The 13,910-nt window shown below is 71.8% G+C and carries 14 protein-coding genes; 7 read left to right on the top strand and 7 right to left on the bottom strand.

The features are described from left to right. Positions 1-107: 107 nt before the first annotated feature. The 3 genes from ACWER9_RS14040 to ACWER9_RS14030 are packed head-to-tail and all read right to left on the bottom strand — an operon-like array spanning position 108 to position 2,652. Complete coding sequence (locus ACWER9_RS14040; protein ID WP_452302216.1) at positions 108-911, bottom strand: alpha/beta hydrolase; 804 nt, start codon at positions 909-911, stop codon at positions 108-110. Positions 912-958: 47 nt separating this feature from the next. Further along, positions 959-1,804, bottom strand: coding sequence for an ABC transporter permease (locus ACWER9_RS14035; RefSeq protein WP_452302215.1), 846 nt, complete (start codon positions 1,802-1,804; stop codon positions 959-961). After that, a complete protein-coding gene (locus ACWER9_RS14030) occupies positions 1,801-2,652 on the bottom strand; it encodes an ABC transporter ATP-binding protein (RefSeq protein ID WP_452302214.1) in 852 nt (283 codons plus the stop codon). Before ACWER9_RS14030 ends, ACWER9_RS14035 begins: the two co-directional genes overlap by 4 nt. Positions 2,653-2,803: 151 nt before the next feature. On the opposite strand from ACWER9_RS14030, the gene ACWER9_RS14025 reads away from it, so the two are divergent. Continuing rightward, on the top strand, positions 2,804-4,810 hold the full coding sequence (locus ACWER9_RS14025; protein ID WP_452302213.1) for a protein meaA: 2,007 nt from the start codon (positions 2,804-2,806) through the stop codon (positions 4,808-4,810). A gap of 19 nt (positions 4,811-4,829) precedes the next feature. On the opposite strand, the gene ACWER9_RS14020 is transcribed toward ACWER9_RS14025, so the two are convergent. After that, positions 4,830-5,126, bottom strand: coding sequence for a DUF1540 domain-containing protein (locus ACWER9_RS14020; protein WP_452302212.1), 297 nt, complete (start codon positions 5,124-5,126; stop codon positions 4,830-4,832). 94 nt (positions 5,127-5,220) lie between these two features. Then, entirely contained in the window at positions 5,221-5,838 is a 618-nt protein-coding gene (locus ACWER9_RS14015; RefSeq protein WP_452302211.1) for a DUF4126 domain-containing protein, read from the bottom strand. Between the two features lie 71 nt (positions 5,839-5,909). On the opposite strand from ACWER9_RS14015, the gene nucS reads away from it, so the two are divergent. Then, on the top strand, positions 5,910-6,569 hold the full coding sequence (gene nucS, locus ACWER9_RS14010; protein WP_452302210.1) for an endonuclease NucS: 660 nt from the start codon (positions 5,910-5,912) through the stop codon (positions 6,567-6,569). Positions 6,570-6,577: 8 nt separating this feature from the next. On the opposite strand, the gene ACWER9_RS14005 is transcribed toward nucS, so the two are convergent. Together ACWER9_RS14005 and ACWER9_RS14000 are read right to left on the bottom strand one after the other, a co-directional pair. Beyond that, complete coding sequence (locus ACWER9_RS14005) at positions 6,578-7,234, bottom strand: methyltransferase domain-containing protein (RefSeq protein WP_452302209.1); 657 nt, start codon at positions 7,232-7,234, stop codon at positions 6,578-6,580. Between the two features lie 80 nt (positions 7,235-7,314). Further along, positions 7,315-8,811: an aldehyde dehydrogenase family protein gene (locus ACWER9_RS14000; protein WP_452302208.1), complete on the bottom strand. Its 1,497-nt coding sequence runs from the start codon at positions 8,809-8,811 to the stop codon at positions 7,315-7,317. Positions 8,812-9,066: 255 nt separating this feature from the next. Between ACWER9_RS14000 and ACWER9_RS13995 the strand changes: the two genes are divergently transcribed. From ACWER9_RS13995 to ACWER9_RS13975, 5 genes are all read left to right on the top strand, one after another. After that, positions 9,067-9,483, top strand: coding sequence for an FHA domain-containing protein (locus ACWER9_RS13995; protein ID WP_452302207.1), 417 nt, complete (start codon positions 9,067-9,069; stop codon positions 9,481-9,483). 87 nt (positions 9,484-9,570) lie between these two features. Continuing rightward, positions 9,571-10,632, top strand: coding sequence for an alpha/beta fold hydrolase (locus ACWER9_RS13990; RefSeq protein WP_452302206.1), 1,062 nt, complete (start codon positions 9,571-9,573; stop codon positions 10,630-10,632). 126 nt (positions 10,633-10,758) lie between these two features. Further along, positions 10,759-12,606 carry a 3-hydroxyacyl-CoA dehydrogenase family protein gene (locus ACWER9_RS13985; RefSeq protein WP_452302205.1) on the top strand — a complete coding sequence of 616 codons (1,848 nt, stop codon included), beginning with the start codon at positions 10,759-10,761 and terminating at the stop codon, positions 12,604-12,606. 81 nt (positions 12,607-12,687) lie between these two features. After that, positions 12,688-13,011, top strand: coding sequence for a hypothetical protein (locus ACWER9_RS13980; RefSeq protein WP_452302204.1), 324 nt, complete (start codon positions 12,688-12,690; stop codon positions 13,009-13,011). Positions 13,012-13,100: 89 nt separating this feature from the next. Continuing rightward, positions 13,101-13,898 (top strand): alpha/beta hydrolase, encoded by a 798-nt coding sequence (locus tag ACWER9_RS13975; protein WP_452302203.1) that lies wholly within the window; start codon positions 13,101-13,103, stop codon positions 13,896-13,898. The last annotated feature ends 12 nt before the right edge of the window (positions 13,899-13,910 follow it).

Raw genomic sequence — 13,910 nt, 5'->3', positions numbered from 1 at the left:
CGGGCAGCCGTAGGGGCCGCTCGCGGGCCCCTACGGTCCACTCAGCCTGGCGCGGCCAGCGCCGCCGCGACGAATCAGCCTGGCGCGGCCAGCGCCGCCGCGACGAATCAGCCTGGCGCGGCCAGCGCCACCGCGACGAAGTCCAACGCGCTCGGGATGATCCCGCCCCAGTACCGGAAGTCGTGCCGGCCGTCGGCGTACTCCGTGTGGGCGGCCGGCTCTGGCAGGGCCCGCTCCAACGCCTGCACGTCGTCGAGGAGGTCGTCCTGCCGGCCGCACCACAGGCCCAGCGGAGTGCCGCGTAGCCGGTCGACACCGGCGAAGACGGCGTCGCCGGGCGCGACGGCGGGGGAGAAGGCCGCCACCGTCCGGAGCAGCCCCGGCCAGGTCTCGGCGAGCAACAGCGCGCCGAAGCCGCCCATCGACCAGCCCCAGGCCGCCAGCCGGGTGGCGTCGAAGCCCCGTTCGGCGCACCAGACCGGCAGCTCCTCCCGCACCATTCGCTGCGGGTCGTCCCGGCCGGAAGGTCGCCAGGAGAGGCGGTCGCCTGTCGCTCCGGCGAGCACGAACGGTGGCGCGCCCCGACGTACCGCGTCGGTCAGGAAGCGCCCGAGGCCGAGCCCGGGGAAGTCCCGTGCGGTGGTGGACGCGCCGTGCAGCACCAGGCAGACCGGCAGACCGCGACCGTCGCCGTGCCCGTCCGGGACGGCGGTGTAGAAGTCGACCGGGCGGCCACGCGCGGTGGACGGGCGGCTGACCAGTCGTTCGTCGCCGGCCGGCGCGTCCGGGGGTGACGGCCGTGCCGAGGAGCGGCGCATCAGGTCGCGGGCCGTCCAGCCGGCGCCGACCGCAAGCGCCGTTGCCCCTGCTCCGGCGAGCAGGAGCCCGCGCCGGGTCGGTCGAGCGGCCATCGTCGAAGTCTTGCAGCCCGCGCCGGATTCGGGGACCCCGGAACGGCTCAGCCGTCGCGCTTGGTGGTCCAGCGGAAGGTGGTCAGGCAGAGCACCAGGCCGATCACGCACCACAGGGCCAGCACGACGGCCACCCGACCCAGCTCGAACGAGCCGTCCGGCTCCTGGGCGCCGAAGCTCTCCGGCAGGAAGACCGAGCGCAGCCCCTGGCACATCCACTTGAGCGGGAACAGCGCCGCCACCTGCTGCATCCAGGTGGGCAGGTCGGTGAAGACGAAGAACACCCCGGAGATGAACTGGAGCACCAGGGAGACCGGGGTGACCACCGCCGAGCCGCTGCGGGCGGTGCGGGCCAGCGACGAGATCGCGATGCCGCACAGGGTGCAGGCGGTCACGCCGAGCACGGAGACCCAGCCGAAGGTGAGCCACTTCCCGGCGGTGCCCGGTAGGTCGAGGTCGAACAGCGCCACCGCGAACGCCAGCAGCAGCGCCGTCTCGGCGATGCCGATCACCACCACCATGATCACCTTGCCGGCGAACCAGACCCACTTCGGCATCGGCGTGCCCCGGTAGCGCTTGAGCACGCCCCGGTCCCGTTCGATCGGGATCCAGATGCCCAGGTTCTGGAAGCTCACCGTCAGCAGGCCGGTCGCGATCATGCCGGTGATGAAGTACTGGGTGAACTTGACCCCGCCGCCGATCGTGCCGTCGAAGATCGACGCGAAGATCAGGATCATGATGATGGGGAAGCCCATCGTGAAGACCACCGACTCCCGGCTGCGCAGGAACTGGGTGATCTCCAGTCGCCCCTGGCGCAGGGCGAGCGCGCCGGCACCCGGCCGTCGGCCGCGGGTCGCGGTGACCGGCGTCGCCGGCTTCGTCGTGGTCGTCATCGCGCCTGTCCGATCATGGTGAGGTAGACGTCCTCCAGGGTCGGCCGGGTCACCGTGAGCCCCGGGACCTCGCCGCCGTAGCGCGCGGCCAGGTCGGCTACGAAGGCCGTCGGCGTCGCGCTCTGCGCGCTGTCGAGCGTCCCTTCCGGGGTACGCCAGGAGACCGTCGCAAGGGCCTCCTGCCGATTGCCCAGCCGGTTGGGCGCGGCGACCTCGACGAGTCGGCCACCGGCGATCACGCCGACGCGGTCGGCGAGGGCCTCGGCCTCGTCCAGGTAGTGGGTGGTGAGCACGATCGTGGTGCCGGCTGCGGCGAGATCGCGGATCAGCTCCCAGAACTCACGGCGGGCCTCCGGGTCGAAACCTGTGGTCGGCTCGTCGAGGAAGAGCAGCTCGGGGCGACCGACGATGCCCAGGGCCACGTCCAGGCGGCGTTTCTGGCCACCGGAGAGGGTGTGCGTCCGGGCCTTCGCCTTGTCGGCCAGCCCGACCCGCTCGATCACCTTCGCCGGGTCGTCGGCGTCCGGGTAGAAGCCGGAGAAGTGCCGGATCACCTCTGCCACGGTCAGCTCGTCGAACTCGCCGGTGCCCTGGAGGACGATGCCGACCCGGGAACGCCAGTCGGCGTCGGGGTTGGCCGGGTCCGCGCCGAGCACGGAGACCTCGCCGGCATCCCGGTGCCGGTAACCCTCCAGGATCTCCACCGTTGTGGTCTTGCCGGCGCCGTTCGGGCCGAGCAACGCGAACACCTCGCCACGGTGGACGTCGAGATCCACGCCCGCCACGGCCACGTTGTCGCCGTACGCCTTGCGCAGCCCTCGGACCGAGATGGCCAGCTCGTCATCCATGCCGTCAAGTGTGCGTCCTGGCGGCGACGGGCGGGTGCCCGGGGTGTGGCGGTCCGCGCCACCGCGGGCGCTTGACACCCGGACGTCCCCGACATGGACCTGTGTGGTTTTCCACAGCTCCTTTTACTGAACGGTAACTTAGACTCCGGCCATGGACGAGACGCCATACCGGGGGCGACTGCCCGAGCGGGACCGCCCGTGGGTGATGCGCACCTACGCCGGCCACTCGTCGGCCGCGGCGACGAACGCGCTCTTCCGCCGCAACCTGGCGAAGGGGCAGACCGGCCTGTCGGTCGCCTTCGACCTGCCCACCCAGACCGGGTACGACCCGGACCACGACCTCGCCTCCGGCGAGGTCGGACGGGTCGGCGTGCCGGTGGCGCACCTCGGCGACATGCGGGCGCTCTTCGACGGTCTTCCGCTCGCCGACACGAACACCTCGATGACCATCAACGCCCCGGCGATGTGGCTGCTCGCACTGTACGGCACGGTCGGGCTGGAGCAGGGCGCCGACCTGGCCCGCTGCGCCGGCACCACCCAGAACGACATCATCAAGGAGTACCTGTCCCGGGGCACCTACATCTTCCCGCCGGCGGCGTCGCTGCGGCTGACCGCCGACGTGGTGGCGTACACGCTGCGGGAGATGCCCCGGTGGAACCCGGTCAACATCTGCTCGTACCACCTCCAGGAGGCCGGCGCCACGCCCGTGCAGGAGGTCGGCTTCGCGCTCGCCACCGCCGTCGCCGTGCTCGACGCCGTGCGGGACTCCGGCCAGGTGCCGGCCGAGCGGATGGGCGACGTGGTCCAACGGATCTCGTTCTTCGTCAACGCCGGGGTGCGTTTCGTCGAGGAGATCGCCAAGATGCGCGCGTTCGGCGTGCTCTGGGACGAGATCACCCGCGATCGGTACGGGGTCACCGAGCCCAGGCAACGACGGTTCCGCTACGGCGTACAGGTCAACTCGCTCGGCCTCACCGAGGCGCAGCCGGAGAACAACATCCAGCGCATCGTGCTGGAGATGCTCGGCGTGACGATGTCCCGCGACGCCCGCGCCCGCGCGGTCCAGCTGCCCGCCTGGAACGAGGCGCTCGGCCTGCCCCGCCCGTGGGACCAGCAGTGGTCACTGCGGATGCAGCAGGTCCTGGCGTACGAGTCTGACCTGCTCGAATATCCCGACCTCTTCGCCGGCTCGCACGTGATGACCGCGCTCGTCGACGAGGTCGTCACCGGCGCGCGGGTCGAGTTGGACACGGTGCTGAAGCTGGGTGGCGTCGTCGCCGCCGTGGAGACCGGCTATCTCAAGAGCGCGCTCGTCGCGTCGCTCGCCGAGCGCCGTCGGCGGATGGAGTCCGGTGCCGACGTGGTGGTCGGGGTCAACCGGCACACCGAGACCGAGCCCTCCCCGCTGACCGCCGCCGGTGCGGGGGCGGTCGAGCAGGTCGATCCCGCGGTCGAGGCGGCCGCCGTGGAGGGCGTACGCCGGTGGCGGGCCAACCGCGACGCGGCCGTCGTCGACGCGGCGCTGAGCCGGCTCCGCGCGGACGCCGCGACCACCACCAACCTGATGCCGGCGACCCTGGAGTGCGTGCGGGTCGGGGTGACCACCGGCGAGTGGGCCGGCGCGTTGCGCCAGGTCTTCGGCGAGTACCGGGCGCCGACCGGCCTGGCCGGTGCCACCGGCAGCGGCGGCGAGCCGGGCCTCGCGGCGGTCCGCGAGCGGGTCGTCGCCACCGCACGGGAGTTGGGCAGTGGCCGGTTGCGGCTGCTTGTCGGCAAACCCGGCCTGGATGGGCACTCCAACGGCGCGGAGCAGATCGCGGTACGCGCCCGCGACGCCGGCTTCGAGGTCGTCTACCAGGGCATCCGGTTGACCGCGGGGCAGATCGTCGCCGCCGCCGTGGAGGAGGACGTCGATCTGGTCGGGCTCTCCGTGCTCTCCGGGTCGCACCTGGCCGCCGTGCCCGCGGTGCTCGACGGGCTGCGCGCCGCCGGCCGGGCGGACCTGCCCGTGGTGGTGGGCGGCATCATCCCGGCCGGTGACGCGGACATCCTCCGGGCGGCGGGGGTCGCCCGGGTCTTCACCCCGAGGGACTTCGCCCTCACCGACATCATCGACGATCTGGTGACGGTCATCCGTCGCGCCAACGACCTGCCCTGACCAGGCGCCCGCCAGGTGGTCAGCGGCCGGCGTAGGTCATGCAGTCGGCCATGTCGTTGTCCGGGCCGACCCTGATCGAGGAGGCATGGCACTCCAACTGCTCGTTGTGCCGGCAGTCGGCGCGCTGGCAGGCGCCCACCTGCGCGATCAGGCTCTCCACGCCGCCCCGGACGGGCGACTCGACGAAGGTGTGGCAGTGGGCGTGATCCATGCTGCCGATGGTGATCGCGAACGCGTGGCAGTCACCCGACCGGTTGTACGCGCACGCGGCGACCACACACTCCTGGACTCGGGGCATCTCCAACGCTGCGGTCATGCCGACCTCCTCTAGGCTCTTGCCCCGATATTAGGCTTTCGTCGGCCCGCAGAACCTGGGTATGGCGGTCCTGCGGGCGGATGCGGATCAAGCGTCAGACGCGGAAGCCGGCGGCGCGGGCTGCCTCTCGTTCCCGGCGTCGCTCGGAACGACGGCGGACGAACCAGAACGTGAAGAACGCCAGGCCGACAAGGAAGACCAGCACCAGCACCGGCAGGAGGACCGCCACCAGCGAGACCACCACGCTCGTGGCGTCCTCGGCGGTGCTGGCGACCGGGGCGCCGATACCTGCGGTGGTCGCGTTGATCACGGGGCGGGCCGCGGACTTGAGCAGGTGCACGCCCAACGCCAGCAGTACGCCGGTGACCACCGGCACCCACTGGTGGGACGAGAAGAAGCTCCCCGGGTCGCTGACCGTCACCGTCTCCGACGAGGAGCCGGCGCCGAAGGCCAGGCCACCGGCGGTGGGCCGGACCACGGTCTGCACCACGTCGTTGACGTGGTCGACCACCGGCACCTTGTCGGCGACCATCTCCACCGCCAGCAGAACGGCCATGATGGCGATGACCCAGCCGTTGCCGAGCCAGGTCCAGCCGCTGGGCAAGTCGATCAGGTCGGTGTAGCGGCCGAGCAGGCCGAGGACGAGCAGGGGTATGTAGGCGTTCAGCCCCGCCGAGGCGGCGAGACCGGTGCCGGTGAGGAGTTCGAACACGGTCTCAGCATCGCATCGACGCGCCAGTGCCGCTCACTGGCGACATGTGGGTGCTCGGCTACCCTCGTCGGGTGCGGTTGGTCATAGCGAAGTGCTCGGTGGACTACGTCGGACGGCTCTCGGCTCACCTGCCGCCGGCCACCCGGTTGCTGATGGTGAAGGCGGACGGGTCGGTGTCCATCCATGCCGACGACCGGGCGTACAAGCCGTTGAACTGGATGAGCCCGCCGTGTCGGCTGGAGGAGGCCCCCGGTGTGTGGCGGGTCGTCAACAAGGCCGGCGAGGAGTTGCGGATCACCCTGGAGGAGGTCTTCCAGGACACCTCGTACGAGTTGGGCGTGGACCCGGGCCTGCGCAAGGACGGGGTGGAGGCGCACCTACAGGAGTTGCTGGCCGCCAACCCGGGTGTCCTGGGTGAGGGGTTCACGCTGGTCCGCCGCGAGTACATGACGGCGATCGGCCCGGTCGACCTGCTGTGCCGCGACGCCACCTCGGGCGCGGTCGCCGTCGAGGTCAAGCGGCGTGGCGACATCGACGGGGTGGAGCAGCTGACCCGCTATCTCGAGTTGATGAACCGCGACCCGCTGCTCAGCCCGGTCGTCGGGGTCTTCGCCGCTCAGGAGATCAAGCCGCAGGCCCGGGTGCTCGCCACCGACCGGGGCATCCGGTGTGTGGTGGTGGACTACGACATGCTGCGGGGCATCGTGAAGGACGAGCTGACCCTCTTCTGACCGGTGCCCTACCCTGCGCGGACCGCGATCAGCGACTTCGGCAGGCCGAACACCCGCTCCACTAGCATTGTCGAGTCGGGGAAGTAGTGGCGCATCTGTGAGCGGTCCAACAACTCGGTCCAGAGCACCTGGTGGATCGCGGCGTCGTGGCTGCGGGTGGGCTTGTGCCCCAACGGCCAGCGTCGGGCGAGCGCGGTGCGCAGGCGTACCGGTAGGAACTGCATTCCCGGGGCGATCCAGTGTGGCTCGATGGGGAAGTAGCGGTAGGGCGTCTGCACCCAGTGCCGGTCGGCGAGAGAGCGGGCGGCAGCGGCGAAGCGCAGGCGGCGTTCGTGCCCGCCGACGTGCTCGAGGACCGAGTTGGAGAACACCAGGTCGAAGCTGCCCTTGGTGAGGTGCGGGGGCAGGTCGCATGCGTCGGCCTGCTCGACGTGGGCCCAGTCCGGGACGACGGTGGGCGGCTTCTCCAGGTTGACGACCGTCACCCGGGCCGGGCGGACACTGGCGCGGTGCCAGGTGCCGAGCCGGCCGCCGAGGTCGACCACGTGCATGTCGCTGATGTCGGGGAAGGTGCGCGCCAGCCAGTCCGAGCGGTGCCGGCGCCGTCGGGCGCTCCACGACTGGTCGCTGTCGACGAGGCGGTAACGCAATCGATTGGGGCCCATTTAACGCAATGTACCGCCGCGATCACGACGTACAAACATGCGGATGTACCGATCATTGTTGATGATCGGTGATCCGACAGTCACCTCCCGTACATGACCTTGATGGCCTTGACGAGCCGAGCCACGTCGGTGGGGGTGCGGTCGAAGGTCATCGACGGCAGCAGCGACCGCGCACGACGGCGGGTGACCGCCTTGGCCCGACCGAACTCACGCAGGCCGTCCTCGCCGTGGATGCGCCCGAAGCCGGAGTCGCCGACGCCACCGAACGGCAGGGTGGACATGCCGGCGAAGGTAAGCGTGGAGTTGATCGAGGCCATCCCGGAGCGCAACCGCCGGGCGATGGCCACCGCGCGTCGCCGGCCGAAGACCGAACCACCGAGGCCGTACGACAGGGCGTTGGCGCGGGTGACGGCCTCGTCGGCGTCGCGGACCCGGCTGATGGTCAGCGTGGGGCCGAAGGTCTCCTCACGGACGGCGGCGGACTCCTCCGGGACGTCCACGAGCACGGTGGGGTGGACGTAGGGCGGTTGTACGGCGTCCGGGCCGCCGAGCACGGCGCGCCCGCCGGAGGTGATCGCGGCGTCGATGTGCCGGCGGATCACGTCGATCTGCTTGGGCATGGTGATCGGGCCGATGTCGGTGCCCTCCGGCCCGACCGTCAACTGGCCGGCGCGGGCGACCACCTTGTCGACGAAGGCGTCGAAGACGGCGTCGACGGCGTAGACCCGCTCGATGCCGATGCAGGTCTGGCCCGCGTTGGTCATGCCGCCCCAGACGCACGCCTCGGCGGCCGCGTCCAGGTCGGCGTCGCTGTCGACGATCATGGCGTCCTTGCCGCCGCCCTCGATGAGCACCGGCGTCAACGTCTCGGCGCAGGCGGCCATGACCGTGCGGGCGGTGGCGGTGGAGCCGGTGAAGGCGAGCTTGTCGACGCCGGAGCGGCACAGCGCTGCGCCCACGTCGCCAAGCCCGTGCACGGCGGTGAACACCGGCTGCTCGGGCACCACCTCGGCGAAGCTGTCCACCAGCCACTGGCCGGCGGCGGGCGTGTATTCGCTCGGCTTCAGCACCACCGCGTTGCCGGCGGCGAGGGCGTACGCGGCGGAGCCGATCGGCGTGAAGACCGGATAGTTCCACGGCCCGATGACGCCGACCACCCCGTGCGGCTGGTATTCGAGGTGCCCGGAGAACTCGGCCAGGATGAGCCGGGACCGCACCCGGCGTGGGCCGAGCACGCGACCGGCGTTGCGGGCGGCCCAGTCGATGTGCTCGATCGCGGTGACGATCTCCACGATGGCGTCGGCGACCGGTTTGCCGCCCTCGACGTGCACCAACTCGGCCAACTGCTCGATGCGCTTGGCGAGCAGGGCACGCCACCGCAGCATCCGTTCGCGGCGGCCGGTGAAGCCGAGGCCGGCCCACCACTCGCCGGCGGCGCGGGCGCGGTCGACGGCCTGTCGTACGTCGGCGTCGGTGGCGACCGGGAGGCGGCCGGCCTTAGCGCCGGTGGCGGGGCTGGTGGAGACCAACTGGCCCGCCTCGATGACCGGAACGCCCGGGACATGCACTGCCGTCATGGCGGAAGTCTAGACCCGAGGATTACTCGCCGGTAGGGTCCCGATTCCCGGCCGTGGGACCGGCGTCGCACCGACCCGACCGATCGTTGATCAGTGCAGGTCAGCGCGTTGGTGATGAAGATGGCCCGCCGAATCGTCGAACGGCAGATGGCCGGGAGGTGACGAGAGGCTGACCGGCCGGTCGGTATTGACGATTACCGTCTGATGGCAAGCTGACGCGCGGAGTGACGGTGTGGGGTGGAGGGCTGACTGTCCATGGAGGAACATCCAGAACTGATGCCGCTGTTGACGGTCGCGGGTGGACCGATGCGCGGAGCGAGCTTTCGCATGGGGTTCGAGCCACAGGTGATCGGCCGCGCGCCGACCAATCAGGTGGTCATCAACGACCCGCACCTGAGCCGTCGCCACGCCGAGGTGTGGCTGGCGCCGGAGGGCCCGTCCCTGCGCGACCTGGGCTCCACGAACGGCACCTGGCTCAACGACCGGCGGATCACCGAGGTGGAACGACTCTCCGACGGTGACGTGATCCGGCTGGGCCGTACCGAGCTGCGCCTGTTCGACCCCGGGGTGGCGCTCACCGATCCGGTGGGGCTGAGCTTCGGCCCGTCCCGGCGCGACGTCCGGCCGACCCTGCCGCTGCCGCTGGCCGCGCCGCCGGGCACGCGTCGCTGAAGCTGGCGGTCGGCCACACCGGGCAGCCCCGCCGGGTGGCGGTCCGACACCTGGACCAGCGGGACCCCGCGTGGCAGCATGCCGCGGATGGAGACCGAGCGGCGCACCGTGACGGCGAACGGCATCACCCAGGCGGTCCGGGTGGCTGGCCCACCGGACGGCACGCCGGTGCTGCTGATCCACGGCAACTGCTCGTCCGCGCTGTTCTGGGAGCCGCTGGTCCGGCGGCTGCCACCGACGCTGCGGGTGGTCGCCCCCGACCTGCGGGGGTACGGCGACTCCGCGACCGCCCCGGTGGACGCCACCCGTGGCCTGCGGGACTTCGCCGACGACGTGGCAGCCCTGCTCGACGACCCGACCCTCTTCGACGCCGGCGTACGCCCGGTGGTGGTCGGGCACTCCCTCGGTGGCGGGGTGGCGATGCGCCTGCTCGTCGACCACCCGCACCGGGTGGGGGCGTTGCTGCTCGCCGCGCCGGTCTCCCCGTACGGCTTCGGCGGCACCCGCGACCTGACCGGCACGCCGACCACAAGCGACTTCGCCGGCACCGGCGCCGGCACGGCGAACCCGGACTTCGTCGCCCGCCTCGCGGCCGGCGACCGGAGTGCGGACGCGCCCGCCAGCCCGCGGGCCGTGCTGCGGGCCACCTACGTGGCCGATCCCGCCGCGCTCGGTGCGGACGAGGACCTGCTGCTGGACACCGTTCTCTCCACCGCCACCGGCGACGACAACTACCCGGGCACGGCGGTGCCCTCGGAGAACTGGCCGGGCACCGCGCCGGGGGAGCGCGGGGTGCTCAACGCGCTCGCGCCGACCTGGTTCCGGATCGCCGACGAGCTGGTGGCCGTCGCCGAGAAACCGCCGGTCACCTGGGTGCGCGGCGACGCCGACGTGATCGTCTCGGACACCTCGCTGTTCGACCTGGCGTACCTGGGTTCGCTGGACCTGGTGCCCGGCTGGCCCGGCGCGGACGCCTGCCCACCGCAGCCGATGGTCGGCCAGACCCGGGCGGTGCTCAACAGGTACGCGGCGGCCGGCGGCTCGTACCACGAGGTGGTGCTGCCCGCCTGCGGGCACAGCCCGCACCTGGAGCGTCCGGCGGAGTTCGTCGCGGAGCTGTTGGCCCTGACCAGCGTGGCGACCGCCTAGCCGCGCGGCTGCGCCGTCGGTGACATAGGCCACGGCGTCTCGACAACCAAGCGTCACGTGGCAGACTCGCGCGCATAACCTTAGCGGCCGTTCAGTGGCCGCGCGGAGTCTCTGGGGAGGCCGGTCGTGGCGCGCGAGTTCAGCACCGTCGGGGTGGTGGGGCTGGGCACCATGGGTGCCGGCATCGTCGAGGTCTTCGCCCGCAACGGCATCGACGTGGTGGCCGTGGAGATCTCCGCGCCGGCGCTGGAGCGCGGCCGGGCCACCCTGAAGGGCTCCACCGACCGCGCGGTCGCCAAGGGCAAGCTCGCCGAGGCGGACCGCGACGCCCTGCACGAGCGGGTGCACTTCGCGGTCGGGCTGGACGCGCTGCACTCGGTCGACCTGGTCATCGAGGCGGTGCCGGAACACCTGGACCTCAAACAGCGGATCTTCGCGGAGTTGGACCGGGTCTGCCGACCGGAGACGATCCTGGCCACCAACACCTCGTCGTTGAGCGTCACCGAGATCTCGGTGGCCACCAGCCGGCCCAACCAGGTGATCGGCATCCACTTCTTCAACCCGGCGCCGGTGATGAAGCTGGTCGAGGTGGTCCGCACGGTCGTCACCGCACCCGAGGTGGTCGCCGACGTCGAGGCGCTCTGCGCCCGGCTCGGCAAGGTCGACGTCACCATCAACGACCGGGCCGGCTTCATCGCCAACGCGCTGCTCTTCGGCTACCTCAACCACGCGGTCGGCATGTTCGAGTCGCACTACGCGACCCGGGAGGACATCGACGCCGCGATGAAGCTCGGCTGCGGCCTGCCGATGGGCCCGCTGGCGTTGATGGACCTGATCGGCCTGGACACCGCGTACGAGATCCTGGACACCATGTACCGGCGCGGCGGGCGGGACCGCCGGCACGCCCCGGTGCCGCTGCTCAAGCAGATGGTCACGGCGGGGCTGCTCGGCCGGAAGTCGGGCCGGGGGTTCTACACCTACGAGCGGCCCGGCTCCCCGGTGGTCGTACCGGATGAGGCGACGCCGCTGACCACGGAGTCGGCGCTCGCCGACGGCGCGCGCGCCACCTACGCCGAGGTCGGCATCGGGAGCGCGAGGAGTGAGCTTGCGCGCCCCGCAGGCGTGACCAAGGTCGGCATTGTCGGCTCCGGGACGATGGCCACCGGGATCATCGAGGTCTTCGCGAAGGCCGGCTACGAGGTCGTCTCGGTGACCCGTGGCATGGAGAAGTCCGCGAAGGTCTGCGAGGCGGTGAAGACCTCGCTGAACAAGGGCGTGGTGCGCGGTACGCTCGCCGAGGCCGACCGGGACGCCGCACTGGGCCGGATCAGCTGGTCCGCCACGCTCGACCACCTCGCCGACGTCGACCTGGTGGTCGAGGCGGTCGTCGAGGAGCTGAGCGTCAAGAAGGCCCTCTTCGCGAGCCTCGACGAGATCTGCAAGCCGGGCGTGGTGCTGGCCACCACCACCTCGTCGCTGCCGGTGATCGACGTGGCGATGGCCACCCAGCGGCCGGCAGACGTGGTGGGGCTGCACTTCTTCAACCCGGCGCCGGTCATGCCGCTTGTCGAGGTCGTCCGGACCATCCGCACCTCCCCGGAGGCCACCGCGACCGCCCGCGCCGTCTGCGCCGCGCTCGGCAAGACCGGCGTGGTCTGCGGTGACCGGTCCGGTTTCATCGTCAACGCGCTGCTCTTCCCGTACCTGAACGACGCGGTGAAGATGCTCGAGGCCAGCTACTCGACGACCGACGACATCGACCACGCCATGAAGCTGGGCTGCGGCTACCCGATGGGCCCGTTCGAGCTGCTCGACGTCGTCGGGTTGGACGTCTCCCTGGCCATCCAACGCGAGCTGTACCTGGAACTGCGCGAGCCGGGCTTCGCGCCCGCGCCGCTGCTGGAGCACCTGGTCACCGCCGGCTACCTGGGCCGCAAGACCCGCCGCGGGTTCCGCGACCACTCGCACCGCTGACCGGTTCGGCGCGGGCCGCCGACCCTCGGCCTGCCCGACCGCCAGCGGCGGTCCCACCCGCCGGACGTACGCTTGGTGACTGTGAGCCCCCGTCGCAACCGCCCTCGCCGGGACGACAACGCCAACCTGGACTCCGATCGGGTCCGGCAGGGTGTCGCCTCGGTGCAGCAGTGGACCGACGGTGCCTGGCAGGTACGCGGCATCGGCGCCGGCGCGTCGGTCAAGACGTACCGTTGCCCCGGCTGTGACCAGGAGATCCGACCCGGGGTGGCGCATCTGGTGGCCTGGCCGGCGGACGGCCTGGGTGACCTGACCGACCGGCGACACTGGCACAGCGGCTGCTGGCGGGCCCGGGACCGGCGCGGCCCGGCGGTGCAGCGCGGGCGGGGCACTCCGCGCTACTGAGCTACCGCCCGCGCGGCGACTGAGCGACCTGGGTCACCCTGTTCGTGCCTGGGCGGGCGGCGGCGGCGACTTCGCGACAGACTTGGGCGGTGAGCACAGCGATCCGCGCGTCGTCGATCCTGCCCGGCCGCCGGGAGGACATCGAGCTGCACACCGCAGACGGTCTACGGCTGGTCGGTGAGCTGGCCCTGCCGGCCGACCGGCCGCCGGTGGCCACCCTGGTCTGTCTGCACCCGCTGCCCACCCACGGCGGAATGATGGACAGCCACGTGTTCCGCAAGGCGGCCTGGCGGCTGCCCGCGCTTGCCGACCTGGCGGTGCTGCGGTTCAACACCCGGGGCACCAGCAGTGTGCGCGGCACCAGCGAGGGGGCCTTCGACGGCGCGGTGGGTGAGCGGTACGACGTGGCCGCCGCCATCGAGTACGCGGAGTTCGCCGAGCTGCCCAACATCTGGCTCGTCGGCTGGTCGTTCGGCACCGACCTGGCGCTGAAGTACGGCTGCGACCCGACGATCGCCGGGGCGATCCTGCTCTCCCCACCGCTGCGCTTCTCCGCCCCCGAGGACCTGGCCACCTGGGCCAGCTCGGGTCGCCCGTTGGTGGCGCTGGTGCCGGAGTTCGACGACTACCTGCGCCCGACCGAGGCGGGGGAGCGGTTCGCCGCGGTGCCGCAGGCCGAGGTGGTCGGGGTGCCCGGCGCCAAGCACCTCTGGGTGGGCGACGCGGAGACGGTGCTCGACGAGATCGTCCGGCGGGTCAACCCGGCCGTCGAGGTGCCACTGCCGACGACCTGGGACGGCCCGATGGAGGCCGGCGACGTCAGCGCGTACGCCGACCGGACGGTGGCCGCCTTCGCCGACACGCCCGTGCCCGGCCCGGCCGACTGACGGCCCCCTTCC

The organism is Micromonospora sp. NPDC003944 (assembly GCF_053605225.1).
Note: the sequence above shows the minus strand (reverse complement) of the source record. Positions and strands in the feature narration are given on the sequence as shown.